The organism is Streptomyces sp. enrichment culture, assembly GCF_964273145.1.
Taxonomy (GTDB): Bacteria; Actinomycetota; Actinomycetes; order Streptomycetales; family Streptomycetaceae; genus Streptomyces.
In genome coordinates, this window is record NZ_OZ186873.1 from 366870 (window position 1) to 390700 (window position 23831).

At 74.1% G+C, this 23831-nt stretch carries 20 protein-coding genes and 1 pseudogene; 8 read left to right on the forward strand and 13 right to left on the reverse strand.

Annotated features, from left to right (window positions below; all coding sequences use genetic code 11):
• The first annotated feature begins 48 nt into the window (after positions 1-48).
• Positions 49-948, forward strand: coding sequence for an RNA polymerase sigma factor SigF (locus ACSU6Z_RS01700; protein WP_437050145.1), 900 nt, complete (start codon positions 49-51; stop codon positions 946-948).
• A gap of 108 nt (positions 949-1056) precedes the next feature.
• Here the strand turns inward: ACSU6Z_RS01700 and ACSU6Z_RS01705 are convergent, their stop codons facing one another.
• Both ACSU6Z_RS01705 and ACSU6Z_RS01710 read right to left on the reverse strand, forming a co-directional pair.
• A complete protein-coding gene (locus ACSU6Z_RS01705) occupies positions 1057-1512 on the reverse strand; it encodes an ATP-binding protein (protein WP_437042138.1) in 456 nt (151 codons plus the stop codon).
• 196 nt (positions 1513-1708) lie between these two features.
• Positions 1709-2962 carry a DUF6777 domain-containing protein gene (locus ACSU6Z_RS01710; RefSeq protein WP_437042140.1) on the reverse strand — a complete coding sequence of 418 codons (1254 nt, stop codon included), beginning with the start codon at positions 2960-2962 and terminating at the stop codon, positions 1709-1711.
• Positions 2963-3147: 185 nt separating this feature from the next.
• Here ACSU6Z_RS01710 and ACSU6Z_RS01715 point away from each other — a divergent pair, with 185 nt between their 5' ends.
• Positions 3148-4494 (forward strand): streptophobe family protein, encoded by a 1347-nt coding sequence (locus tag ACSU6Z_RS01715; RefSeq protein ID WP_437042142.1) that lies wholly within the window; start codon positions 3148-3150, stop codon positions 4492-4494.
• A gap of 7 nt (positions 4495-4501) precedes the next feature.
• Here the strand turns inward: ACSU6Z_RS01715 and ACSU6Z_RS01720 are convergent, their stop codons facing one another.
• The 5 genes from ACSU6Z_RS01720 to mgrA all read right to left on the reverse strand — a co-directional run bounded on the left by ACSU6Z_RS01720 (position 4502) and on the right by mgrA (position 10379).
• Positions 4502-5509 carry a serine/threonine-protein kinase gene (locus ACSU6Z_RS01720; RefSeq protein ID WP_437042144.1) on the reverse strand — a complete coding sequence of 336 codons (1008 nt, stop codon included), beginning with the start codon at positions 5507-5509 and terminating at the stop codon, positions 4502-4504.
• The gene (locus tag ACSU6Z_RS01725; RefSeq protein WP_437042146.1) at positions 5509-6054 is read right to left on the reverse strand and encodes a hypothetical protein; all 546 of its coding nucleotides are present in this window, start codon (positions 6052-6054) and stop codon (positions 5509-5511) included. Before ACSU6Z_RS01725 ends, ACSU6Z_RS01720 begins: the two co-directional genes overlap by 1 nt.
• A 35-nt stretch (positions 6055-6089) precedes the next feature.
• On the reverse strand, positions 6090-8432 hold the full coding sequence (locus ACSU6Z_RS01730; protein ID WP_437042148.1) for an FHA domain-containing protein: 2343 nt from the start codon (positions 8430-8432) through the stop codon (positions 6090-6092).
• Positions 8433-8488: 56 nt separating this feature from the next.
• Positions 8489-8899, reverse strand: a complete 411-nt coding sequence (locus ACSU6Z_RS01735; RefSeq protein WP_437042149.1) for a hypothetical protein — start codon at positions 8897-8899, stop codon at positions 8489-8491.
• A 487-nt stretch (positions 8900-9386) separates the two neighbouring features.
• A complete protein-coding gene (gene mgrA, locus ACSU6Z_RS01740; protein WP_437042151.1) occupies positions 9387-10379 on the reverse strand; it encodes an L-glyceraldehyde 3-phosphate reductase in 993 nt (330 codons plus the stop codon).
• A 169-nt stretch (positions 10380-10548) separates the two neighbouring features.
• Here mgrA and ACSU6Z_RS01745 point away from each other — a divergent pair, with 169 nt between their 5' ends.
• On the forward strand, positions 10549-11469 hold the full coding sequence (locus ACSU6Z_RS01745; protein WP_437042153.1) for a LysR family transcriptional regulator: 921 nt from the start codon (positions 10549-10551) through the stop codon (positions 11467-11469).
• A gap of 25 nt (positions 11470-11494) precedes the next feature.
• On the forward strand, positions 11495-12010 hold the full coding sequence (locus tag ACSU6Z_RS01750; RefSeq protein ID WP_437042155.1) for a mycothiol transferase: 516 nt from the start codon (positions 11495-11497) through the stop codon (positions 12008-12010).
• Here ACSU6Z_RS01750 and ACSU6Z_RS01755 read toward each other — a convergent pair.
• The 3 genes from ACSU6Z_RS01755 to ACSU6Z_RS01765 form a co-directional block, all read right to left on the reverse strand.
• Positions 11992-13071, reverse strand: a complete 1080-nt coding sequence (locus ACSU6Z_RS01755) for an adenosine deaminase (protein ID WP_437042157.1) — start codon at positions 13069-13071, stop codon at positions 11992-11994. The genes ACSU6Z_RS01750 and ACSU6Z_RS01755 overlap by 19 nt on opposite strands.
• Positions 13072-13525: 454 nt before the next feature.
• A complete protein-coding gene (locus ACSU6Z_RS01760; protein ID WP_437042159.1) occupies positions 13526-14848 on the reverse strand; it encodes an aldehyde dehydrogenase family protein in 1323 nt (440 codons plus the stop codon).
• A gap of 421 nt (positions 14849-15269) precedes the next feature.
• The gene (locus ACSU6Z_RS01765; RefSeq protein WP_437042160.1) at positions 15270-15437 is read right to left on the reverse strand and encodes a hypothetical protein; all 168 of its coding nucleotides are present in this window, start codon (positions 15435-15437) and stop codon (positions 15270-15272) included.
• Between the two features lie 344 nt (positions 15438-15781).
• Here ACSU6Z_RS01765 and ACSU6Z_RS01770 point away from each other — a divergent pair, with 344 nt between their 5' ends.
• Positions 15782-16045: a GlsB/YeaQ/YmgE family stress response membrane protein gene (locus tag ACSU6Z_RS01770; RefSeq protein ID WP_437042163.1), complete on the forward strand. Its 264-nt coding sequence runs from the start codon at positions 15782-15784 to the stop codon at positions 16043-16045.
• 214 nt (positions 16046-16259) lie between these two features.
• A complete protein-coding gene (locus ACSU6Z_RS01775; protein ID WP_437042165.1) occupies positions 16260-16745 on the forward strand; it encodes a nucleoside deaminase in 486 nt (161 codons plus the stop codon).
• Positions 16746-16973: 228 nt separating this feature from the next.
• Here ACSU6Z_RS01775 and ACSU6Z_RS01780 read toward each other — a convergent pair whose 3' ends face one another.
• Positions 16974-17354: a chaplin gene (locus tag ACSU6Z_RS01780; protein ID WP_437042167.1), complete on the reverse strand. Its 381-nt coding sequence runs from the start codon at positions 17352-17354 to the stop codon at positions 16974-16976.
• A 323-nt stretch (positions 17355-17677) separates the two neighbouring features.
• Here ACSU6Z_RS01780 and ACSU6Z_RS01785 point away from each other — a divergent pair, with 323 nt between their 5' ends.
• A complete protein-coding gene (locus ACSU6Z_RS01785; RefSeq protein WP_437042169.1) occupies positions 17678-19282 on the forward strand; it encodes an alpha/beta hydrolase in 1605 nt (534 codons plus the stop codon).
• Between the two features lie 35 nt (positions 19283-19317).
• Here ACSU6Z_RS01785 and asnB read toward each other — a convergent pair whose 3' ends face one another.
• Positions 19318-21159, reverse strand: coding sequence for an asparagine synthase (glutamine-hydrolyzing) (asnB, locus tag ACSU6Z_RS01790; protein ID WP_437042171.1), 1842 nt, complete (start codon positions 21157-21159; stop codon positions 19318-19320).
• Positions 21160-21564: 405 nt separating this feature from the next.
• On the opposite strand from asnB, the pseudogene ACSU6Z_RS01795 reads away from it, so the two are divergent.
• Positions 21565-21921: pseudogene (locus ACSU6Z_RS01795) on the forward strand (Gfo/Idh/MocA family oxidoreductase); the annotation flags it as partial.
• A 415-nt stretch (positions 21922-22336) separates the two neighbouring features.
• Here ACSU6Z_RS01795 and ACSU6Z_RS01800 read toward each other — a convergent pair.
• Positions 22337-23827 carry a DNA-binding protein NsdB gene (locus ACSU6Z_RS01800; RefSeq protein WP_437042173.1) on the reverse strand — a complete coding sequence of 497 codons (1491 nt, stop codon included), beginning with the start codon at positions 23825-23827 and terminating at the stop codon, positions 22337-22339.
• Positions 23828-23831: the final 4 nt, after the last annotated feature.

The following is a 23831-nucleotide window of genomic DNA, read 5'->3' on the forward strand; positions in this document are numbered from 1 at the left end:
CGAGGAAGGACTCAGGGAGACCGAACCGTGACTTTCGTGGGAGAGGTAATGGACACCGTCGACATCGCCGTGACCCGGTCGGACGCACCGGCCGTCGAGAAGACCACCGGGAACGGGACGACGGGTGACGGTCCGCTGGCGGAGGTCGTGGACCCGCGGTCCGTGGCCCCGCGCGACGCGCGGGAGCTGTCCCGCCATTTCTTCCAGCGCCTGACGGAACTCGAAGAGGGCACGCACGAGTACCAGTACGCGCGCAACACGCTCATCGAGATGAACATGTCGCTCGTGCGGTTCGCCGCCGGCCGGTTCCGCGGCCGCGGGGACGACATGGAGGACATCGTCCAGACCGGCATGATCGGCCTGATCAAGGCGATCGACCGGTTCGAGCTGTCGCGTGAGGTCGAGTTCACCTCGTTCGCCCTGCCGTACATCGTCGGTGAGATCAAGCGGTTCTTCCGCGACACGACGTGGGCCGTGCACGTGCCGCGGCGGCTGCAGGAGCTGCGCGTGGAACTGGCCAAGGCGCGCGAGGAACTCTCCAGCCGCCTGGACCGCGAGCCCACCGTCGCCGAGCTCGCCACGCTGATGAACATCAGCGAGGACGAGGTGATCGAGGGCCAGATCGCGGCCAACGGGTACAACTCCTCCTCGCTGGACGCCGCGCTCACCGGGGACGGCCCCGAGGGCGGCGAGGCCGTGCTCGCCGACTTCATCGGCGTGGAGGAGGAGGGGATGCGGCTCGTGGAGGACTTCCACTCGCTCGCTCCGCTCATGGCCGAACTCAGCGAGCGCGACCGCCAGATCATCCACATGAGGTTCGTCGAGGAGGCCACCCAGGCGGAGATCGGCGCACAGCTCGGCTGCTCCCAGATGCACGTGTCCCGGCTGATCAAGCGGATCATCACCCGGCTGCGCGAAGGCATGCTGGGCGAGCTCGGCTGCGCCTGAAGGCTCCGCAGGGACACGGCGCACCGGGACGCGGGTACCGCCCCATCACCGAAGTGGGGCGGTACCCGCGTCCCGGTGGTCGGGGCGGACGGTCGCCGGAACCGGGACTCAGGCGTCGTTCAGCGGGACCACGGCGCGCACCCGCTTGCCGACCGGCACCCGCTCGACGGTGACGGACTCCGTCAGCGCGTGGACGATCTCCAGGCCGTGCCGGCCGACGCGTTCGGGATCGCGTGGGAAGCGCCGGGGCAGGGCCTCGCTGCTGTCGTAGACGCCCACGGTCACCGAGGCGTCCGTGCCCTCCAGCTCCAGGATGTACGGCCCCCGGCTGTGCCGGTCGGCGTTGGTGACCAGTTCGCTCACCACCAGGAGGACCGCGCCCTCGGCCCGCGGGCCGATCGGGGCATACCACTCGGTCCTGAGCTGGTCGAGGAAGAGTGACGCGAAGGAACGCGCTTCGGCGATGCATCCCGGCTCGCCGGTGAAGTGCGCCGCCCGCCGTAGCGGTTCCACGGGCACGTCGAAACCAGTCGGTATCACTGCCCCGTCCAGGTGCTCGATCATGCGTTTCTCTCTCGGAAGCCGGACTGGCCGGACGCTGCTGCACCGATCCGCATACCCCGAGCGGGGCTTTGCAGTCCCCGTCATCCGCGCTGCGGGCATCGTCACGGCCGTACGGGCATGCGCAGGCTACCCGACCGGCCGGGGCCGGTGGGAACGACTCGGGGGCGGGAGCCCGCCGCGGACCCGCCGGCGAGGGTCACAGGACCGGTGGAGCGGCGGGCGGGACAGGTGCGCCGGTCACGGACGCCGACCGGGACGGGACGGAGGCGGGCGGGGACCCGGTGGCCGGCGACCCGGGCTGCGGCTCACCGGGACCCGGGGCCGTCGTTCCCGGAGCGGTCGTCCCCGGCTCGGGCGTTGCGGGCTCGGGCGTCCCCGGAGCGGTCGTCCCGGAGCCGGACGGCGGCGACTGCGGCTCCGTGGGTGGGGAGGGCCGGTCCGGGGCGGTCGTCGGCGGTGACGCGGGCGTGGAGACGCCGGGGGACGGGGAGGGCCGCTCGGCGGGCGGGGCGGTCGGGCGGTCCTTGTCCCCCGTGTCGCCGCGCGGGCGCGAGATCCACTCGTCGCGTTCGGGGTCGTAGAGCACGAAGGCGTCGACGTCGCGCGGCGCGGGCTGGACCACGACCACGTTCGACGGGTTGTACGACGGCCAGGCGTCGCCCGTCGTCCTGGGCGGGCTCGGCTGGGGAACCGGTTCGGTCAGCGGGTTGCCGCAGGCGCAGCGCACCCGGGGGACGCCGCGGTCGTCGACGAGCACGGCCGTGCCCGCCTGGAGGACGGCCTGGTAGGGAACGGCCTTGCCGTCGCGGTAGCCGTGGTTGGTGACGCGGGTGTCCAGGCGCAGCTGGACGGGGGTGAGGCCGCGCAGGTGGGCCGGGACCTCGGAGGGTTCGACGCGGGCGACCGAGGCGAACGCCCGGTTCTTCGCCGGGTCGGCGCCGAGCGCGTCGATCTGCCGCTCGACGTCGCAACTGGAGGCGTTGCGGGTGCCGCCGTACAAACCGGGGGCGCCGCCGTCGACGCTGCGGACCACGTGGGCGGGTGCGGAGGCGGTGGCCGGGGACGCCGCCGGGGCGGACGCCGGCGGGACGGAGCTGTCCTTCGCCGTCGACCTGGTGAAGGGGTCGGGGCCGGTGCTGCCCGCCGCCTGCAGGAACACCTCCCCGCTCCTGTTCCCGGTGCCACCGCCCCCGTCGCCGGGGCCGTCGCCGCCGGGCCGTGAGAAGACGACCGCGAGGACCACGGCGGCCACCACCACCGCGGCGAGCACCGCGAGGCGGGGCGCGGACCTCCACCACGGCCGGCGCGGTTGCGGCGCGCCGCCGTCCCCGCCGCCGGGCGGGGACGGCGGCGGTGGGGACGGTGGTCCGGACGGCGGCGGGGAGGGGCCCGACAGCGGGCCCGAGGGCGGTCCGGTGGGGCGGCCGGAGGACGGCGGTTCAACGCTCACGGGGCTCTTCCTCCGCGAAGACCTCGGCGGCGCGGCACCCGGGCGGATCCCTCCGTCCGGTGCCGGTACGTCCGCCTGTTCCTTTCATTGTGTGTCCCGCTCCGGTGACGGGCGCAAGCCGGCCGGGCCGACGCGGACGGGCCTTCCGGCAGGCGCGCCGCGCGGGCGCTGCTTAGCGTGGCAGCGTGAGTGCGCACAGCCCCTCCGGTCCGCCCGTGGCCCGCCACGGCTGGGCGCAGGCCCTCGCCACCGTGCTGGCCGGGTTGGCCGCCACGGGAGCGGTCGCCGCGCTCGGGCTGTGGGCGGCCGGTGCCGCGGACCTGCCCGGGGGTGCCTTCCCCCGGATCGTCGCGGCGACCGTGGTCACCGCCGTCGGGGGGGCGGTGGAGTTCTCCGGGGACGCCGGAGGACTCGTCGGCACCGAGTCCGGCCTGACCGTGATGCCGCTGTCCGTCACGCTGGTGGGGGCCCTGACCGTCGGCTGGGGTTTCCTGCGGCCGCTGCGTCACCGGGCGGTCGCGGGGGCGGCGGAACTGGCGGGCTGGGCGGGACGGATCGCCGTCCTGTGGCTGCTCGCCCTGCTCGCCCTGGCGTCCACCGCCCGGCACTCCTTCGAGCTGTCCCCGGGCGAGGGGGCTGTGGACGAGCTCGGCGAGCTCCTCGGCGTCCTTCCGCGGGTCGGTTTCACCACCGACGTGCCGCTGACGCTGCTCTTCGGGCTGCTGTGGCTGGCGGGGGTGGTGGTCCTGGCCCTGCTGGTGTCGCGGGGTGCTCCGCTGCCCGGCCGGCTCCTGCGCTTCCAGGCGTCGGTGCGGCCGGCGGCGCATGCGATGGTCGTCCTGCTGCTCGCCTGCGTCGCCGTGGGGGCGGTGGCCGGCCTGGTGGTCGCGGCGACGCGCGGGCAGCCGGCCGGGACCTTCGCCGTGCTCCTGCTCGGCCTGCCGAACGTGGCGTGGCTCGCGTTCACCCTCGGGCTCGGTGCCACCTGGGACGGCCGGGCGGAGGGGCCTTTCGGGCTGCCGATGCCGCAGGTGCTGGACGAGGTGCTGCGCACGCCGGACGTCTCGGCCCTCAACCTGCGCACGCTCGCCGAGCACGGCGGCCGGGTGTGGTGGCTCGTGGCCGTCGACGCGGTGCTGCTCCTGACCGCCGCCGTCGTGGCGGCGGGCCGCTCACCTGCCCGGCTACCGGTCCGGCGGCACGCCGTGCACCTGGCGGTCGCGCTCGCGCTCACGGTGCTGACGGTCTGCCTCGTCGGCCGGATCTCCGTGCATGTCGGGCTTTCCGTGCCCGGTATCGGTGACCTGGGCGGTGCCCTGTCCGGGGAGCTGTTCCTCAGACCGCGGCTGTGGACCGCGCTCGGCCTGGCGCTGCTGTGGGGCCTGGCCGCCGGGTTCCTCGGCGTGCCGCTCGCGCGGTGGGCGGGCCGGCGGAGCGGGCGGGGAAGGGGCGGGGGTGGCGTCCCGGGGGACGCGGGTGCGCGTCGAGCCGGGAGGGGAAGGCGGGGCACCCGCGGTCCGGGCCGGGGGTGAGGGCGTCTCAGGACCGGGGCCGGAACACCGGCCGGGCCCAGCGCGGTGGCGGCTGCGGGCTCCGCTCCGCCCCGGCCTCGCCCCGCAGCTCCACCACACGGGTCGGCGGATGCCCCTGCACCGCGCCACCGTCCGGTGCGGCACGGACCGCGGCGCGCAGGGCGGTGACGAAGGCGAGGCAGGAGTCGTGGCGGTCGTCGGGGTGTTTGGCCAGGGCGCGGGCGAAGACGGTGTCGGTCTGCGGGGCGAGGTCGGGGCGAGCCGCGGTGAGGGGCGGCGGGTCGTCGTACTGGTGGGCCCACAGCAGGGCCATGTCGTCGTCCCGGCGGTAGGGCGGGCGGCCGGCGAGGGTCTCGTAGACGACGCAGGCCAGGGCGTAGACGTCGCAGCGGCCGTCGACGGGGCGGCCGGAGATCTGCTCGGGGGCCACGTAGTCGAGGGTGCCGACGAACTGGCCGACGGTGGTGAAGCCGGTGAGGGACAGCGACTTCTTGGTGAGGCCGAAGTCCGTCAGGTACACGTGCTCGGGGTGGTCGGGGTCGGTGCCGCGGGCCACCAGGACGTTGCCGGGTTTGACGTCCCGGTGGACCAGCCCGTGCTCGTGGGCCGCGTCCAGCGCGGAGGCGACCTGCGCGGCGATGCGCAGGGCGGTGGCGCAGGGCAGCGGGCCCGCGCGGTCCAGGAGGTGGCGCAGGTCGCTGCCGGGGACGTACCGCATGGCGATGTACAGCACGCCGTCCGTCTCGCCGGCCTCGAAGACCGGCACGATGTGCGGGTGGTCGATGGCCGCGGCGGCCCGGGACTCGTGGGTGAAGCGGCGGCGGAAGGTGTCGTTGCGGGCGAGTTCCGGGGCGAGCAGTTTGAGGGCGACGGTGCGCTCCAGGCGCAGGTCCCGGGCCCGGTAGACGACGGCCATGCCGCCGCGGCCGATCTCCTGCTCGATGCGGTAGCCGGCGACCTGCCGCCCGGTCAGGTCGCCCGGCCGGCCCGCGAACAGGCTGGTGTCGCGGGGCATCACGGGCCGCCGTCGGGCGTCACGACCCGGGTGGGGGCGTGGTCCGGTTCCCCGGCGGGGGCGTCGGCGGCGGCGTAGGGGCTCAGCCGCGTGCCGTCCGCGTACACCCACCGCTCCCGCTCGGTGTCGTACAGCCACACGGACTCACCCTCGACGACGACGCCGACGCGCAGGCCGCGGGTGAGGTGGCCGAAGGCCTCGCCGTCGAGGGTGCCGCCCGCGAGGTCCTCGACGGCGGCGCGGTAACGGGCCAGGGCCTGTTCGGCGCGGTCGAGCAAGGGGCGCGGGTCGTCGACGCCGGCCTGCGGGCCGCCGGTGGCGGGCGGGTCCCGCGGCACGGCGACCAGGAGGCGGCCGTCCACCCAGGCCGACCAGCCGTTGGAGCACACCACGTGCGCCCAGTCGCCGCGCCGCTCGGCCAGCCGTACGGGCAGCAGCGCGTCGAGGGCCACGGTGGGCCGGCCGGGGTCGGGGGTCTCCCAGGCGGGCATGCCGTGCGGGGGGACGACGTGGGTGGGCAGGAAGCCGGGGGGCGTGGTCGTCATGGGGCGGTGTCTTCCTTCCGCGTCCACTGCCGTGGCTACTTCCGCATCACGGCGGGTTCGTGCCGGCGCAGCAGCCGGGAGACCACGAGGCCGAAGAGGGCCGACAGCACGAGCAGCATGCCGACGTCGAGCAGCCACACGCCCGCCGCGTGCTCGAACAGCGGATCGGCGGTCAGCTCCCCGGGCACGGTCCGGGACAGCCCGACCGTGCCGGCCATCGCGCCCAGTGCCCACCGGGCGGGCACCAGCCAGGACAGCTGTTCCAGACCGGGCACGCCGTGCAGCGGGAGCAGGGCGCCGCAGAAGACGACCTGGACGATGGCGAGCAGCACCAGCAGCGGCATCGTCACCTCCTCCTTGCGCACCAGGGCGGAGACCAGCAGGCCGAGCATCATCGCGGTGAAGGCGAGCAGGGCGACCGCGATCGTGAGCTCCACGAGCGGGGGCAGCAGCACGCCCCGGCCGCGCGGCGCGTTCAGGTCGACGCCCAGGAGGGCGACCAGGGTCAGCACCACGGCCTGGAGCACGGTGATCGCGCCGAGCACCGCCACCTTGGACATCAGGTACGCGGATCTGGACAGGCCCACGGCCCGTTCCCGCTGGTAGATCACGCGTTCCTTGACCAGTTCCCGTACGGCGTTGGCGGAGCCGGTGAGCACCCCGCCGACGCAGAGGATCAGCAGCGCGTTCATCGCCGTCTCCTGCGTCAGCCGGCCGCCGGCCAGGGCGCGGGCCATGGCGCCCATCACGAACGGCAGGGCGATCATGATGGCGAGAAACGTGCGGTCGGCGGCGAGGACGGCCGTGTAGCGGCGCACCAGCGTGCCGAACTGGGCGGCGCGGCCGCGCGGCCGGGGCGGCGGAGTGATGACGACCGGGCCGGTGCGGGGCCGCCTGGGCTGCGCGGTGGCGTCGGCGACGTACCGGCGGTGCGGGGGCGAGGCCCGGAACTCCCCCGCCCAGTCCCGGTCGCGGTCGCCTTCGAACGCCTCGAACGCCTCCGGCCACTGGGTGAAGCCGAAGAATGACAGCGCGTCCCCGGGCGGCCCGTAGTACGCCACGGTGCCGCCGGGGGCGAGGACGAGGAGCCGGTCGCACACGTCGAGGCTGAGGACGCTGTGCGTGACGACGATGACGGTCCGGCCGTCGTCGGCGAGGCCGCGCAGCATGTGCATCACGGAGCGGTCCATGCCGGGGTCGAGGCCGGAGGTCGGTTCGTCGAGGAAGAGCAGCGACGGCTTGGTCAGCAGTTCCAGGGCCACGCTGACCCGCTTGCGCTGCCCGCCGGAGAGGCTGTGCACGTGCTGCCCGGCCCGCTGCTCCAGGCCGAGTTCGCGGATGACCTCCTCCACCCGGGCCCGGCGTTCGGCTCCGGCGGTGTCCTGCGGGAAGCGCAGCTCGGCGGCGTAGTCCAGGGCGGCGCGCACGGTGAGCTGGGCGTGCAGGATGTCGTCCTGCGGGACCAGGCCGATGCGCTGGCGCAGCTCGGCGTAGTCGCGGTAGAGGTCCCGGCCGTCGTAGAGGACGGTGCCGTGGTCGGCGGGCCGCTGCCCGGTGAGGGCGCCCAGGAGCGTGGACTTCCCGGCGCCGCTCGGGCCGACCACCGCGAGCAGGCACTTCTCCCCCACCGGGAAGGACACGTGGTCGAGCAGCGTCCTGCGGCCCCGGTCGACGGTGACGGTGAGGTCCTGGACGTCGAGGGAGACCTCGCCGGTGTCGACGTATTCCTGGAGCTCGTCGCCGACCAGGCAGAACGCCGAGTGGCCGATGCCGACGACGTCCCCTTGGCCGACCGGGGCGCGGGTGACGCGCCGGCCGTTGAGGTAGGTGCCGTTGTGGCTGCCGAGGTCGGCGATCTCGTACGTCCCGTCGGGCAGGGCGTGCAGTTCGGCGTGGCGGCGGGAGACGACCAGGTCGTCGACGACGAGGTCGTTGTCGGCGGCGCGGCCGATGCGGACCGTGCGGGCGGGCAGCGGCCGGACGCTGGTGGGTTGCCGGAAGGTGCCGGTCAGGGCGGGCATCGAGACGGCCGAGGGACGCTCCGCGGCGGCGGGGGCGGGGCGGCCCACGAGGACGGCGCGGGGGCCGTCGGAGGGGCTGCCGAAGCGGATGACGCTGCCGGGGCCGACGTCCCGGGCGTGGACGCGGCGGCCGTCGGCGTAGGTGCCGTTGGTGCTGTGCTCGTCCTGGAGCGTCCAGTGGCCGTCCTCGGGCCGCAGCACCGCGTGGTGCCACGAGACCCGCGCATCGTCGATGACGATGTCGCTCAACGGGTCGCGCCCGACGTGGTAGTCGTGGCTCGGACTCATCAGGGTGGAGCCGGTGTCGGTCTCCAGGACGAGTACGGGCGCGGTCGGCGCAACCGGCCGCTCGGACATGCCAGGATTCTACCGATTCGCGCACGTGTGCGCCTGCGGGCGGGCGGCGAGCGGCGTCAGGCCACGGGAACGACCAGCGGCGCGACGGTCCGCTGCATGCGCAGGGCGTCCACGGACTCGGCGAGCAGCTCGTACTCGGTCGTGTCGTCGCTGACGGCGACGCGCACCAGCCGTCCGGCGGCCAGCTCGTCGGCCACCCGTTCCTGCCGGGCCACGTCACCGCACCAGGCCCGCAGCACGGCGGGCACGTCGGGCACGGTGTCGGCGACCGGGACGAGAGCGCCGGACGGGAGGGGCGCGGTGCCGGGCCGCGGGTCGAGCCGCTCGGCGATCCACGAGGCCCGGTCGCGCAGCCACCACAGGGCGAGGGCGAGCGTGGGCGCCCGGTAGGTCCCCAGGGGTACGCCGATGCGCCGGCCACCGCAGACCCCGTACGCGGTGACATGGCACAGGAACTCGTCGTGCACGTCTCCCCTCCCCCGTCGCAGAGCTCATCGCTCGCTCGTCGGTCGGCCGGGCTTTGCTTCCGTGCGGCTCGTGTGCTGTGCGTGAGGGCGCCGTCGCGTGACGTGAGACGCCCCAGGGCCTCTCGTTCGGATCATGCCGGGCTCGCGGGGCCTGGTGCCGTGCCCCGCCGCGTCGTCGTCGGTTGCCATGGCGCCGCCATGGCTCCGCCATGGCGCCCTCCTCCGCCTTGCGACGCACGGCACCAGGTCCCGCTCCCTGATCCGACCTGATCCAAACGAAAGACCCTAGGAGTCGAGTATGTTCACTGCTGAATCACTGTCACCACATCTTTCCGGCCAGTCTCCCGGCATATGCGTTCCAGCCGTTGGCCGAAACACCGCGCGGCGCCCCGGTCGAGGCCGGGCCGAACGGTGGCGGCCGGCGCCAAGACCGTACGCCCTCCCGCGCCGGGGGCCCCACGGCGGCCCGGCCCCGGCGACAGCGGCCCTACGAAGCGATCACACGGTCGATCCGGGCGAGCTCCTCCGCGTCGAAGTCCAGGTTGCGGACCGCCGCGACGTTGTCCTCCAGTTGCCGCGGGCTGCTCGCGCCGACCAGGGCGGAGGTGACCCGGCCCCCGCGCAGCACCCACGCCAGCGCCATCTGCGCCAGGGACTGCCCGCGGGACCTGGCGATCTCGTCCAGGGCGCGCAGCTTGCCCACCAGCTCCTCGGTGAGGGCGTCGGTGTTCAGGAACGGGCTGTCGCTCGCGGCCCGCGAGTCCTCCGGGATGCCGTCCAGGTAGCGGTCGGTGAGCAGGCCCTGCTCCAGCGGGGAGTAGGCGATGGAGCCGGTCCGGAGCTCGTCCAGGGCGTCCAGCAGGCCCTCGGTCTCCGGGCGGCGGTCGAGCATCGAGTAGCGGGGCTGGTGGATCAGCAGCGGGGTGCCGAGCCCGGCGAGGATGCGCGCGGCCTCGCGGGTCTGCTCCGCCGAGTAGTTGGAGACGCCGACGTACAGCGCCTTGCCCTGCTGGACCGCCGAGTGCAGGGCACCCATCGTCTCTTCCAGCGGAGTCTCGGGGTCCGGGCGGTGGGAGTAGAAGATGTCGACGTAATCCAGGCCCATCCGCCGCAGGCTCCGGTCGAGCGAGGACAGCAGGTACTTGCGCGAGCCCCACTCGCCGTACGGACCGGGCCACATCAGGTAGCCGGCCTTGGTGGAGATCACCAGTTCGTCGCGGTACGGCGCGAAGTCGGCCTTCAGCGCCTCGCCGAGGGCGGACTCGGCGGCGCCGGGCGGCGGGCCGTAGTTGTTGGCCAGGTCGAAGTGGGTGACGCCGAGGTCGAAGGCGCGGCGCAGGATGGCCCGCTGGGTCTCCACCGGGCGGTCCGGGCCGAAGTTGTGCCACAGGCCGAGCGAGAGCGCGGGGAGTTTCAGGCCGCTGCGTCCGGTGCGCCGGTAGGGCATGTCCGCGTAGCGGTTGGGATGTGCGGTGTACAACGCGACTCCAGGGGGTTGGTTCACGGGTGACCGGACGGCCGGGGCTCCCTCACCGGCCGTCCGGGGTGGCGAGGGGCGGCGACGACGGCCGGGATCCACTCTGTCGTGACCTGCGGGCAGTGGTCCAACAGAAGAATCCGATGAAATTCAGCGGATACGCTGCTCAATCATGGAACTGCGCCATCTCCAGCACTTCGTGGCGGTCGCCGAGGACCGGCACTTCACCCGGGCGGCGGAACGCCTCATGGTGTCCCAGTCGGGCCTGTCGGCGTCCGTCCGGGCGCTGGAGCGGGAGCTGCAGGCCCCGCTGTTCGTGCGGACCACCCGCAGGGTGACGCTGACGGAGGCCGGGCGGGCACTGCTGGGCGAGGCACGGCGCATCCTGGCGCAGGTGCGGGCGGCGCACGAGGCGGTCGCCGCGGTGCAGGGCGTGCTGCGCGGGACGCTGTCGCTGGGCACCGAGCAGTGCGTGGCCGGGGTGCACGTGGCCCGGCTGCTGGCGGCGTTCCGGCGGCGTCACCCGGACGTGGAGATCCGGCTGCGGCAGGCGGGCTCGGGGGCGCTGGCGGAGGGGGTCGCCGCGGGGCGGCTGGACCTGGCGTTCGCCTACCGGGCGGAGGCCGACACCGAACACCTGCGCTCCGTCTTCCTGAACCGGGAGCCGATGGCCGTGCTGTGCCACCCGGACCACCCTCTCGCGGCGGCCGGAGCGGCCCTGACGCCGCGGGACCTCGCCGACGAGGTCTTCGTCGACTTCCACCCCGGCCGGGGTCCGCGCCGCACCACCGACACCGCCTTCGCCGCGGCGGGCGTACGGCGGACCGTCGCCCTGGAGGTGAACGACGTGCACGGCCTGCTCGACCTGGTGGACGAGAACCTCGGCATCGCGGTCGTGCCGCGGCACTTCCGGCACAAGCGGGCCTCCCTCACCGCGCTGCCGCTGAAGGGCACCGGCGGGGCGGCGTACGAGACCGTGGCGCTGCTGCCGGCCCCGCAGGCCACCAGCCCGGCGGCCCGGGCGCTGATGGCCGTGCTGGAGACCGCGCCGGGAACCGGACCGCACGCCGGCCCGGAAACGGGGAGCGCGTGAGCGGCGCGTGCGCCATGGTGGACGTATGCACGCGAAGGACATCCTCATCGACGGCTACGGCCGCATCCGGGAAGAGGTCCACGCCGCCGTCGAGGGCCTCGGCCCCGACGACCTCAACGCCCTCCCCTCCCCCGGCACCAACTCCATCGCCTGGCTGGTCTGGCACCTCACCCGGGTCCAGGACGACCACGTGGCGGACGCGTTCGGACTGGACCAGGTGTGGCCGGCGCGGGAGTGGGAGAAGCGGTTCGGGCTGGACCTGCCGCGACAGGACACCGGGTACGGGCACAGCCCCGCCCAGGTCGCCAAGGTGCGGGTCGACTCCGCGGAGCTGCTGACCGGCTACTACGACGACGTGCACGAGCAGACGCTCGGCGCCCTGCGCTCACTGGCCGCCGGGGACCTGGAGCGCGTGGTGGACGAGAACTGGGATCCGCCGGTCACCCTCGGCGTGCGGCTGGTCAGCGTCCTGTCCGACGACCTCCAGCACGCCGGACAGGCCGCCTACGTGCGCGGGCTGCTTCAGAGCACGTCCGCGTAGCCGGGCAGGACGACGTCCTCGATGAGGGCCTTGCGCTCGTCGAACGGCAGGAACGCGCTCTTGACGGCGTTCACCGTGACCGTGCGCAGGTCCTCGGCCGTCCAGCCGGCCTCCTCCACCAGCAGGGACATCTCGCGGGTCATCGTCGTGCCGGAGACGAGACGGTTGTCGGTGTTGAGGGTGACGCGGAAGCCGAGGTCCTTCAGCGCGGTGATCGGATGCTCGGCGATGGAGGTCGCGGCGCCGGTCTGGAGGTTGGAGGTGGGGCACATCTCCAGGGCGATGCGGCGGTCGCGGACCCAGGACGCGAGGCGGCCGAGCTTGCCGGCCGCGAGGTCGGGGATGTCGTCGGTGATGCGCACGCCGTGCCCGATGCGCTGGGCGCCGCACACCTGGAGGGCCTGGTGGATGCTGGGCAGACCGTGCGCCTCCCCGGCGTGGATGGTGAAGGGCACGCTCTCGCGGCGCAGGTGCTCGAAGGCGGCGAGGTGGTCGGCGGGCGGGAAGCCGTCCTCGGCGCCGGCGATGTCGAAGCCGACGACGCCCGCGTCCCGGTAGGCGACCACGAGGTCCGCGATCTCCCGCGTCCGGTCGAACATCCGCATCCCGCACAGCAGGGTGCCGACCCGGACCGGGGTGCCCGCTGCCGCCGCCTTGGCCATGCCCGCCGCCAGACCCTCCTGGACGGTCTCCACGACCTCGTTCAGGGTCAGGCCGCCGTCGGTCATCAGCTCGGGGGCGTAGCGGACCTCGGCGTAGACGACGCCGTCGGCGGCGAGGTCGAGGACGTACTCCTCGGAGGTGCGCAGCAGGCCCTCGCGGGTCTGCATCACGGCGAGGGTGTGCTCGAAGGTGGCTATGTAGCGCACCAGGTCGCCGGAGCCGGCGGCGTCGTGGTACCAGGCGGCCAGGGCGTCCGGGTCGGTGGCGGGCAGGGTGTGGCCGACCGCTTCCGCGAGCTCCACGACGGTGGCGGGACGCAGGCCGCCGTCGAGGTGGTCGTGCAGCACGGCCTTGGGCAGCCGGCGGAGGGTGTCGGTGTCGATGCGGGACGCGGTCATGTGCGGTGTTCCTCAGCAGGTCGTTCTGGACGTGGGGGTGGTGACGCCAGCCGGCCGGAGGGCGATTGACGGGAGAGGTTATACGTAAAACTTCAGGGATGCCAAACCGTTCGGCGCACCGGGTGCGGACGCGGGCCGATGGCCCTGCCTCCGCGGGCGGAGGCGCCGCGGCCGGGCGTCCGCCGGAGCGGCGTGCGGCTGGTTCCGGGTGCGTCCGCGGGCGGTCCGAGCCCGGCGCGGGGAGCACGGACCGAGGGGTCGGCACCTCATGCGGGAGGGAGCGTGGATCGCGCAGGCGCCCGGCCGGGTGCCCGCGCGGCTCGCCCGGGAGGTTCCCGCCCCGGGTGCGGCGCGGCCGTGCCCCCGGCGGGGCACGGCCGCGGGACGCGCGGGCCGGGGCGCCGGCCGGCATCGGCCCGCGTCGCCCCGGCGACCCGGCCCCGCAGGCCCGGCGTCAGCCCAGCGGCTTGTCCAGCACCGCCTTGCGGTGGCTGAAGGTCTCGATCGAGTAGCGGCCGTGGTAGCTGCCCATACCGCTCTCGCCCACGCCGCCGAACGGCAGGTCGGAGACGGTGAGATGGGCGAGCGGCAGCCCGTACCCGAGGCCCCCGGAGGACGTCTCGGCGGCGAACCGCGCCCGCGTCTCGCCGGACTCGCTGAAGACGTACAGGGCGAGGGGCTTGTCCCGGTCGGCGACGAAGGCGATCGCCTCGTCGATCCCGGCGACCGTGACGATCGGCAGGAGCGGGCCGAAGATCTCCTCCCGCATCACCGGCGCCCCGGGGTCGACGTCGGCGAGCACGGTGGGCGCGATGTACCTCCTCGCGCGGTCGCTGCCGCCGCCCACGACCACCCGGCCGGAGTCCAGCAGACCGACGAGCCGGTCGAAGTGGCGCTCGTTGATGATGCGTCCGTAGGCGGGCGAGGCCGCGGGGTCGGGGCCGTACACCGCCTCGACGGCACGGGCGAGCGCGGGTTCGAGGGCGGCGGCGGTCTCCGGGTCGGCCAGGACGTAGTCGGGGGCGACGCAGGTCTGCCCGGCGTTGAGGAACTTGCCGCGTACCAGCCGGTCGGCGACCACGTCGGGGTCGGTGCCGCGGTCGACGAACGCCGGGGACTTGCCGCCGAGTTCGAGGGTGACCGGGGTGAGGTGCTCGGCGGCGGCGCGCATGACGATGCGGCCGACGGTGCCGTTGCCGGTGTAGAAGATGTGGTCGAAGCGCTCGGCGAGCAGGGCCGTGGTCTGCGGGACGCCGCCTTCGACGACGGCGACGGCGTCGGTGTCCAGGTGGGCGGGGAGCAGCCGGGCCAGGACGGCGGAGGTGGCGGGGGCCAGCTCGCTCGGTTTGGCGACCACCGCGTTGCCCGAGGCCAGCGCGCCGACCATGGGGGCGAGCAGGAGCTGGGCCGGATAGTTCCAGGGCGCGATGACGAGGACGACGCCGAGCGGGTCGTACTGCGTCCAGGCCCGTGTGTCGTCGCCCAGGTGCGCCGGGACGGGAGCGGGCTCGGGGCGCAGCCAGTCGGCGAGGTGGTCGAGCGTGTGGTCGATCTCGCGGACGACGAAGTCGATCTCCGTGCGGTGGGCTTCGGCGGCGCTCTTGCCCAGGTCCGCGTGGAGGGCGGCGGCCAGCTCCGGTCCGTTTCCGGTGAGCAGCTCGCGCAGGCGGCGCAACTGGGCCGTGCGCCACTCGACGGGCCGGGTACGGCCGGAGCGGAAGGCGGCGCGCAGGCGGGCCACGACGGCGGCGGGCTGCTCGGGGGCGGGGTGGTTCACGGTGCCTCGCTGGTGATGCGCGCGGGCGCTGCGGCCCGCGAGTCCTGCAGGAACAATCAGATGTATTGGCCAACATTTCAGATGCCCAAATAAATTCCGGCGAGTCCCGCATCCTCGGCGCACGGGGCCACCGGCCGCACGCCGGGCGGTCGGCGGCCGGTCACCTCCCACACCGCCGACCGCCCGGTCACCGCCCGCACCGCCGACCGCCCGGCCATCCCCGCCCCGGCCGCCGAGCCGCCCGGTACCCGTCCACCCGGCCGTCCGCGGCCTGCGGCCCGGCAGGCGGCCCCTTCGTCGTCGGCCTCCCTCGGCACCCGCTCCCCAAAGGCACCTCCTGCGGTGCCGCTCCCCCGCCCGGGGCCGTCCCCGGTCCCGGGCGGGGGAGGAACGGTTCGGCCGCCGTCACCGGCGGCCCGCGTCAGTCGTCGTCGCGGCCGGGGATCACCACGAGGAACGCGTCCGACTCCAGATCCATGACGACGGTGGCGGGCTCGCCCTCCGCGCGCCGCGCCGCCGCGTACTCCTCCGCCGGCCACGAACCGCGTGGAGCTCCCGCGGGAAACCGTTCCAACACCTTCGCACCCATAGCGGCAGACACCTCCACGATCGGCCATCGGCTCCAACGACGTCTTGCGCACAAAACGCCTGCCCGGTATCGAGGCGGACATGTCAGTCCCGCCGCGGGCTCCGGCGGCAGGATCCGGCCGCCCGTCCGCCGGGGCCACGCCGTCCGCTCCGCCGCCTGCGCGGGAACCGCACGCGTCCGCGCCCCGGAACGGGGCGGTGACGTAGCGCTCCGCCGCCGGTGCGGGAACCGCACGCCCGAGCCACCGCCGCCGCCCCGCTCCGGGAGCCGCCGGAGACGTTCGGAGTGTGCGCGCCGACAGGGGGCAGACGCACCACTGCGAAGTTCCGACGAGAGGGGCGGAGATGGAAATCGACGGCGTCATCAGTGCCATCGTGATCGGCATCGTCATCGGCATCCTGGGCCGGCTCGTGGTTCCGGGCCGTCAGCGCATCGGCATTCTGTGGACCATCGCCGTCGGCATCGTGGCCGCGCTGATCGGTTCCGCGATCGCCGCCGCGTTCGGTGTCGCCGACACCGGCGGGGTGGACTGGGTCGAGTGGCTCATCCAGATCGGTCTCGCCGCGCTCGGTGTGGCCGCGCTGGACCGGGCACGAGCACGCCGCTGAGCACGCGGCCGGGCCCGGTCGCAACGGGCACCGGTGCGGTCCTGGGCGATCGCCGGCGGTTTCATCCGCGGGGGCACCGCACCTCCGTGCTTCACGACCGCCGTCGCACCGGACGCAGGGCTCGTACGGCGTCGCCTTCCGACGGCCCTCCCCTGGTCATCCCCCGGACGTAGGGTGCTCTCGGAGATCACCGCGCGAGGAAGGGCCGTACCCCATGGTCGTGAAGGACACCGAGCTGCCGTACCTGCGCCGTTGCGTCGAACTGGCGACCGAGGCGTTGGAGGCCGGGGACGAGCCGTTCGGTTCGGTCCTGGTCGGCGCGGACGGCGCGGTGCTCGCCGAGGACCGCAACCGGGTGGCGTCGGGCGACCGCACCCGCCACCCCGAGTTCGAGCTGGCCCGCTGGTCCACGGGCCGTATGACGCCCGAGGAGCGGGCAGCCGCGACCGTGTACACCTCGGGCGAGCACTGCCCGATGTGCGCGGCCGCACACGCCTGGGCGGGGCTCGGACGCATCGTGTACGTCGCCTCCTCCGAGCAGCTGTCCGCCTGGCTCGCGGAGTGGGGGGCGCCCGCCCCGCCGGTGCGGACGCTGCCGGTCCAGGAGGTCGCGCCGGGTGTCGCCGTGGAGGGCCCCGTGCCCGAACTGGCGGAGCGGGTCCGGGCGCTGCACCGCCGCTTTCACACCGGGCGCGGCTGAGTCCGTCCGGCAGCTCCCCGGACCGTCGGTGTCCGGACGCCGGCGCCCGGACACCGACGGTCCGGGCCGTGCCGGGTGGGCGGCGCACCGGCTCCACCCGGCCGGTACGGCGCCCCCACCCTCGGGGAAGCCGCCCGCCCGTACCGGCGGCCGCCCCCGGGGAAATCCCCACCGCTCATCGCCTGTGGGAAAGTCCCCAGCCGCTCGTGGGGGTCGGCCCCCCGCCCGTCACTGCGCCGCGTCGTCCGTCCGCCCCGGGCGGAACCGCCGGAACGGCGTCGCTCCGCCCAGGACGAGGGCGGTGGCGCCGGCGAGGGCGGGCACGGTGTGGTCCGTGCCGGTCTCGGCGAGGGAGGTCACGGGCCGCGGCGGAGCGGCGTGCGGGCGCGGCGCGTTCGGACGCGTGCGCTCCTCGTCCGCGGCCGGCGCGGACGGTTCCGCCTCCGGCGCAGGCCGCTCCGGGCGGTGGGGCCGCCCGGGACGGTGACCGGAGATGTTCGCCGGCTCGTTGCCGACGGCCGCGTTGCCCACGCCCGCCACGTCGACGGTGTTGCCGCCGACGTTCACGGGGAGGCGGACCGGCAGCTGCACGCCGTTGCCGGAGAGCACCCCGGCGAATCCTTTCCGCTGCCGCTCGCGGCGGCTCCCCCGGACACGCCGCCCCCCCCTCACTCGCCTTGCCGTCCTTGTCACCCTTGGCGTCCTTGGCGTCCCTGGTGCCTTTGCCGGTGTCGGCGCAGCTGTTGCCCGCACCCGCTTGCCGAACAAACCCGCTTGTCGAACGGACGGCGAAGACGCTCAAGCCCGGCGAGCGGGCGGGGCACGCCGCCCCGGCCCGCCCCGCTCGCCCGGAGGCGTGCCTTCCGGGCGCCGTCTATGGTGATCGAGGGCGCCGATCTCCGGTCCGCGACGGGGCGCCCTGGGAGGCATCGATGCTGGCCAAGCTGTCGACTCGGTCCTCGGTCCGGCGCTGCGCGGTCACCGGCGCGTTCGGGCTGGCCCTGCTGGGCACGGGCCTGCCCGCCGCGGCCGCGGAGGATGTCGCTCCCGGCCTGTCCCGGTTCTACGACCAGAAGGTCCGGTGGTCGGCGTGCGAGAGCCCGGACGCGCCGAAGGATCTGCAGTGCGGCAAGGTCACCGTCCCCCTCGACTACGCGCGGCCCGACGCGGGGACGCTCGACCTGGCCCTGGCCCGCTACCGCGCGACCGGCGACGACTCCAGGGGATCGGTACTGCTGAACTTCGGCGGCCCGGGCGGTTCCGGCGTCAGCGAGCTCGCGGCCGGCGGCAAGGACTTCCTGCACCTGACCAACGGCTACGACGTGGTGGCCTTCGACCCGCGGGGCGTCGGCAGGTCCTCGCCGGTCACCTGCGGCGAGGGTTCCGTCGAGATCCTGGAGGCGACGGACGGGGACGAGGAGGACGGCGACACGCGGGAGGTGCTCCGGCGGCTGCGGGACGCCGCCGCCGAGTGCGTGCGGCACTCGGGCCCCGTCCTGTCCCACATAGGCACGGTCGACGCCTCCCGCGACATGGACGTGATGCGCCAGGCCCTCGGTGACGACAAGCTCAACTACCTGGGCTTCTCCTACGGGACCCGGCTGGGCGCGGTCTACGCGGCCCAGTTCCCCGGCAAGGTGGGGCGGATGGTGCTGGACGGCGTGGACACGCTGACGGAACCGCTGGCCGAACAGGGCCTGGCCGGCGCGCGGGGGCAGCAGACGGCGCTGGAGAACTTCATCGACTGGTGCACCGAGGACGTCGCCTGCCCGTTCGGGCAGGACGCGCGGGAGGCGCGGGAGCGGGTCGCGGAGCTGGTCGGCTCGCTCGACGACGATCCGGTGCCGACGGCGTTCGGCGACGCCTTCACCGGGCAGGACCTGGTGGGCGCGATCGGACAGGCCCTGTACAGCCGGGAGTTGTGGCCCCTGCTGCAGCGGGCGCTCGCGCAGTTGGTCGAGGACGGCGACACCGGCGCCCTGGAGAGCTTCATCGCCGGCGGTGTCGCCTTCCCGGTCCGCGGGGAGGAGCGGGAACGCGACACCGCCGGCGGCCTGGCCGACGAGGAGGACGTCCCCCCCGACAACCTGTCCGCCGCGCTGATGGCGATCAACTGCGCGGACGATCCGGACCGGCCGACCGCCGCGCAGGTCACGCGGTCGCTCGACCGGCTGCGGGCCGCGTACGAGAAGGCTTCGCCGATCTTCGGGCGGTACCGGCTCGCCCAGGTGCTGATGTGCTACGGCCGTCCCAAGGGCACCGCCTTCATCCGCGAGAAGGTCAAGGACCTCGACACGCCGAAGATGCTGCTCGTCGGCACGCGCGGCGATCCGGCGACGCCGTACCGGTGGACGGTGGAGACGGCCGAACGGCTCGGCGAGGCGGCCGTGGTGCTCGACAACCGGGGCGAGGGGCACACCGGGTACTCGTCCTCCAAGTGCGTGCACCGGAAGGTCGACGCCTTCCTGCTGTACGGTTCCCTGCCCCCCAGCGGCAGTTCCTGCGGCTCCGAGGACGACGACGGCACCGGCGGCTGAGGCGGGCGTGCGGCGCCGCCGGGGCCGTGCGCCCCTCAGTCGAGCGTCAGCTCCGGTTCGTAGAGGTCGATCCACTGCGCCAGGTCGAGGGCCCGCTCCAGGCCGCGCCGGGCCGCCTGGGTGCTCAGGGGCGTGTCGCGGTGGGCTGCCTGCCGGAGGCGTTCGGGGTCGACGAGGTCGAAGACCGGGTGGCCGGGCCGGGAGAGCAGGTCCCGGGCCTGGTCCTGCAGGGCGGCGGCGTACTTCGGGTCCTGCGTGGACGGGTAGGGGCTCTTGACCCTGTCGTACACGGACTTGGGCAGCAGGTCCGCGGTCGCCTCCCTGAGCAGGCTCTTCTCACGGCCGTCGAAGGACTTCAGCGCCCAGGGCGTGTTGTAGACGTACTCGACGAGCCGGTGGTCGCAGAACGGCACCCGGACCTCCAGGCCGACGGCCATGCTCGCGCGGTCCTTGCGGTCGAGCAGGATCCGCACGAAGCGGGTCAGGTGGAGGTGGCAGATCCGCCGCATCCGGTACTCGAAGTCGCTCTCGCCGTCCAGGCGCCGGATGCCCGCCACGGCGGCGCGGTAGCCGTCGGCCACGTACGAGGTGAGGTCCAGGGCCTTCGTCAGGTCGGGGCGCAGGATGTCGGCGTCGTCGCCGAAGTGGCGGCCGAGGCGCACCAGCCAGGGGAAGGTGTCGGCGCCGCGGGCCTCCTCGTCGAAGAACTGCAGGTAGCCGCCGAAGACCTCGTCGGCGGACTCGCCGGACAGGGCGACGGTGGAGTGCTCGCGGATGGCCCGGAAGAGCAGGTACAACGAGGCGTCCATGTCCCCGAGGCCGGCGGGCAGGTCGCGGGCCCGGATCACCTTCGCCCGCACCTCGGGGTCGGCGAGGGCCCGCGCGTCCAGGACGATGTCCTGGTGGTCGGTGCCGGCGGTGCGGGCCACGTCGTGGACGAAGGGCGTGTCGGGGGTGCCGCGCAGTTCGTCGGCGACGAAGTTCTCGGCCTGTCCGGCGAAGTCCACGGCGAAGCTGCGGACCTTCTCGCCGTGCTCGGCGAGCCGGCGGGCCGCGAGCGCGGTCATGGCGGAGGAGTCCAGGCCGCCGGAGAGCAGGGTGCAGCGCGGTACGTCGGCGACGAGCTGGCGGCGCACGATGTCGTCGAGGAGCGAGCGGACGCGGGCGATGGTGGTGTCGCGGTCGTCGGTGTGGGGCCGGGTCTCCAGTTCCCAGTAGACGCGGTGGCGCACGCCGGAGCGGTCGACGGTGACGACCGTGCCCGGTTCGACCTCGCGCATGCCGTCCCAGACGGCGTGGCCGGGCGTCTTGATCATGGTGAACAGCTCGCGCAGCCCGTCCAGCCGTACCCGGCGCCGGGCGAGCGGGTTGGCGAGGATGGCCTTGGGCTCGGAACCGAACAGGACGCCGTCGGCGGTCGGGTGGTAGTAGAAGGGCTTGATGCCCATGCGGTCGCGGATCATCACGAGCTTGTCCGCGCGGCCGTCCCAGACGGCGAACGCGTACATGCCGTTCAGGCGTTCGGCGACGGCGTCGCCCCACTCCAGGTAGCCGCGCAGGACGACCTCGGTGTCGGAGTCGGTGGTGAAGCGGTGGCCGCGGCCGGAAAGTTCACGGCGCAGCTCGGTGAAGTTGTAGGCCTCCCCGGAGTAGACGATCGCCACGGTGCCCGCCGGGGTGGCGGCCGTCATCGGCTGGCGGCCGCCGGGCAGGTCGATGATCGCGAGCCTGCGGTGCCCGAGGGCCGCCGGGCCCTCGGTCCAGGTGCCGCGGTCGTCCGGACCCCGGCAGGCCATCGTCTCGGTCATCGCATCCAACGTGGCGCCCTCCGAGCGAAGGTCGCGGTCGAAGGAGACCCAGCCGGTGATGCCACACATGCGCTACCTCCTGCCTCCGGTCCGGCCGATCCCGCCGCCCACCCGTGTTTTCGCAGGCGCGACCGGCGACCGGCCAAACCAGTTGTATCTAACACCTATCTCGGTGAGCCTGCGAGATGCGGGGGCTCGCCGTCAACAGGGAGGTAACACGGCCGTCACCAGCACCCCGTGTCTTTTGGCCGCACTTTGCATTAGCGATACCCGGGATCCGCGTGGCGCCGGGCGCTCACCGTCACGGATCGGCCATCGGCAAAAACTCCCTCAACATCCCGTGCAGCCGTCTTCACACGGGTACCGTCCTCCGCCGACGGGTGTACCGGGCAGCCCCCTTGACGACCGTGAAACCCTGGTCGCCGCGGACCCGGCCGGTCCGTCACGCGGCACGCCGGAAGGAGCCGACGAGGCATGACCGAACCGCTGGGTGTGGCCGTTCCGGGCGCGGGACACATGGGAGCCGATCACATACGGCGACCGGACCGGGTGGTGAGTGGGGCCAGGGTCGCCGCGGTCGCCGATCCCGACGCCGCACGGGCCGAGGACGCCGTGGCCGGCATCGACGGGGTCTTCGTGCACACGGACGCCGGGGCCGCCCTCGACGCGCCGGGGGCCGAGGCCGTCCTGATCGCCTCGCCCGGCCCCGCCCACGAAGAGGCGTTGCTCGCCGCCTTCGCGCGGGGGCTGCCGGTGCTGTGCGAGAAGCCGATGGTGCCCGACCCCGCGGGCGCGCTGCGCGTGGTGGAGGCGGAGGCACGGCTGGGCCGGGTCACCGGCCCCGGCACCTGGGACGGGTACGCGGCCGCCGTGGCGGCCGAGGCCGGTGTCCGCTCCCTGGGCAGCGGTGCCCGCGTCACCGCCGGCCTCGCTCCGCGCCCGGCCCTGCGCGCCGGGACCTGATCGACCCCGTAGAGCCGCACGGGGGCACGCAGGACACAGGTCCGTCGAACACCCGGACGGCTCCGCTCACGCGTCGTGGCCCCCGGCCGAGTTCCGTCCTGCTCATACGGCTTGGGGAGCCACCGGTGTACGCGATACGTCCGCGACGATCGGTCCGCGGAGACGATGCATATGCCGGGAGCGCCGCCTTGTCGTATGGTGCCGGATCCCTTGACCGGAGGAAGGAGCCGGGGAAGGGCGGGAAAGTCCCTGGCGGACGGCCGGGTACCGCGGCACCGCCCCGCTACGCCGGTGCGCTGCCGCTGCGCCCCCTCCCTTTCGGCAGCGCCAGTCTGATCTCCTCCCGCAGCTCCTGGATCTTCGGATAGCCGGCGTACTCGGCGGTGAGCCGGTACATCTGGCGCAGCCGGTCCCAGGTGCGGCGGGAGGAGTTCGACCCCATCGACATCAGGGCCAGGCGCGCGTAACGGTCCGCCTGTTCGGGATCGTCCGCGATGAAGCAGGCGGAGGCCATGGACAGATGGTCGAAGATCTTCGACCGTTCCCGTCCGTCGACCCGCAGGGCCAGGGCCTTCTCCGCGTAGTACTGGGCGTGCACGGCCGCACCCGGCTCGAACTCCGCCAGCGTGCGGTAGGCGAGTGCCTGCATGCCGTACAGGTCCTCGTCCTTGAAGGTCTGCATCCAGTCCGGCGTCGGTGCGTCGTCCTTGTCGGAGACGAAGAGGTCCTCCGCCTTCCCCAGGGTGCGCCGCATCGCCTGCCCCTTGCCCATCGACGCCTGCGCCCAGGCCTCGATGGTGTGGAACATCGCCCGGGTGCGGGGCAGCACCCGGTCGCCGGAGCCGGACTGCGCGAGCTTCATCAGGTCCAGGGCGTCGTCGGGCCGGCCCAGGTGCACCATCTGGCGGGCCGCGCGGGACAGCGCCTCGCCGGCGCGGGGCCGGTCGCCGCCCTCCCGCGCGGCGTGCGCGGCGATGACGAAGTACTTCTGCGCCGTGGGCTCCAGACCGACGTCGTGCGACATCCATCCGGCGAGGACGGCCAGGTTGGCGGCGACACCCCACAGGCGCCGCTGGAGGTGGGGCGGGTGATGGTAAGTGAGCATGCCGCCCACCTCGTTGAGCTGGCCCACCACCGCCTTGCGCTGGAGCCCGCCGCCGCGTGCGGCGTCCCAGGCGCGGAACACCTCCACCGAGCGCTCCAGTTCGTCGACCTCCTGGGACCCGACGGGGGCGGCCTCGTAGCGGTCGTACCCGGCGGGGTCGACGGCGTGCAGGGGACGGTGGAGATCGGGGGCGTCGGCAACCAGGGCCGGGTCGGTGCGCAGCCAGTCGTGCATGGCGCTGCTGAGTGCGGATCCCGCGGTGAGCGCGGCACCCGCGCCCACCAAGCCGCGTCGGTTGAGCATGAGGTCCATTCCCGTGAATTCGGTGAGGACCGCGGCGGTCCGCTCGGGCGCCCACGGCACTCCGTCGGGATGCTCGCTCCCGCCGCCCCGCCGTCTCCCCGCACGCCCGTGCCGGACCAGACCGAGGTCCTCGATGGTCACGACACGGCCGAGACGCTCGGTGAACAGAGCCGCCAGCACGCGGGGCACCGGATCGCGGGGGATCTCCCCCATGTCGATCCACCGCCGCACCCGCGAGGTGTCGGTCGCCAGCTGGGGGTGGCCCATGGCCGCCGCCTGCCGGTTGACCAGCCTCGCGAGCTCGCCCTTGGACCAGCCGGCCAGGCCGAACAGGTCCGCGAGCCGGGTGTTGGGTTCTCCGCTCACATCA

What these genes read in the sequence shown, in the direction of transcription:
- ACSU6Z_RS01770 (WP_437042163.1), top strand. Translation starts at nt 15,782, where the DNA reads ATGGAAATCGACGGCGTCATCAGTGCCATCGTGATCGGCATCGTCATC.
- ACSU6Z_RS01750 (WP_437042155.1), top strand. Translation starts at nt 11,495, where the DNA reads ATGCACGCGAAGGACATCCTCATCGACGGCTACGGCCGCATCCGGGAA.
- asnB (WP_437042171.1), bottom strand. Translation starts at nt 21,159, where the DNA reads ATGTGTGGCATCACCGGCTGGGTCTCCTTCGACCGCGACCTTCGCTCG.
- ACSU6Z_RS01700 (WP_437050145.1), top strand. Translation starts at nt 49, where the DNA reads ATGGACACCGTCGACATCGCCGTGACCCGGTCGGACGCACCGGCCGTC.
- ACSU6Z_RS01755 (WP_437042157.1), bottom strand. Translation starts at nt 13,071, where the DNA reads ATGACCGCGTCCCGCATCGACACCGACACCCTCCGCCGGCTGCCCAAG.
- ACSU6Z_RS01725 (WP_437042146.1), bottom strand. Translation starts at nt 6,054, where the DNA reads ATGACGACCACGCCCCCCGGCTTCCTGCCCACCCACGTCGTCCCCCCG.
- ACSU6Z_RS01720 (WP_437042144.1), bottom strand. Translation starts at nt 5,509, where the DNA reads ATGCCCCGCGACACCAGCCTGTTCGCGGGCCGGCCGGGCGACCTGACC.
- ACSU6Z_RS01785 (WP_437042169.1), top strand. Translation starts at nt 17,678, where the DNA reads ATGCTGGCCAAGCTGTCGACTCGGTCCTCGGTCCGGCGCTGCGCGGTC.
- ACSU6Z_RS01705 (WP_437042138.1), bottom strand. Translation starts at nt 1,512, where the DNA reads ATGATCGAGCACCTGGACGGGGCAGTGATACCGACTGGTTTCGACGTG.
- ACSU6Z_RS01745 (WP_437042153.1), top strand. Translation starts at nt 10,549, where the DNA reads ATGGAACTGCGCCATCTCCAGCACTTCGTGGCGGTCGCCGAGGACCGG.
- ACSU6Z_RS01775 (WP_437042165.1), top strand. Translation starts at nt 16,260, where the DNA reads ATGGTCGTGAAGGACACCGAGCTGCCGTACCTGCGCCGTTGCGTCGAA.
- ACSU6Z_RS01765 (WP_437042160.1), bottom strand. Translation starts at nt 15,437, where the DNA reads ATGGGTGCGAAGGTGTTGGAACGGTTTCCCGCGGGAGCTCCACGCGGT.
- ACSU6Z_RS01730 (WP_437042148.1), bottom strand. Translation starts at nt 8,432, where the DNA reads ATGTCCGAGCGGCCGGTTGCGCCGACCGCGCCCGTACTCGTCCTGGAG.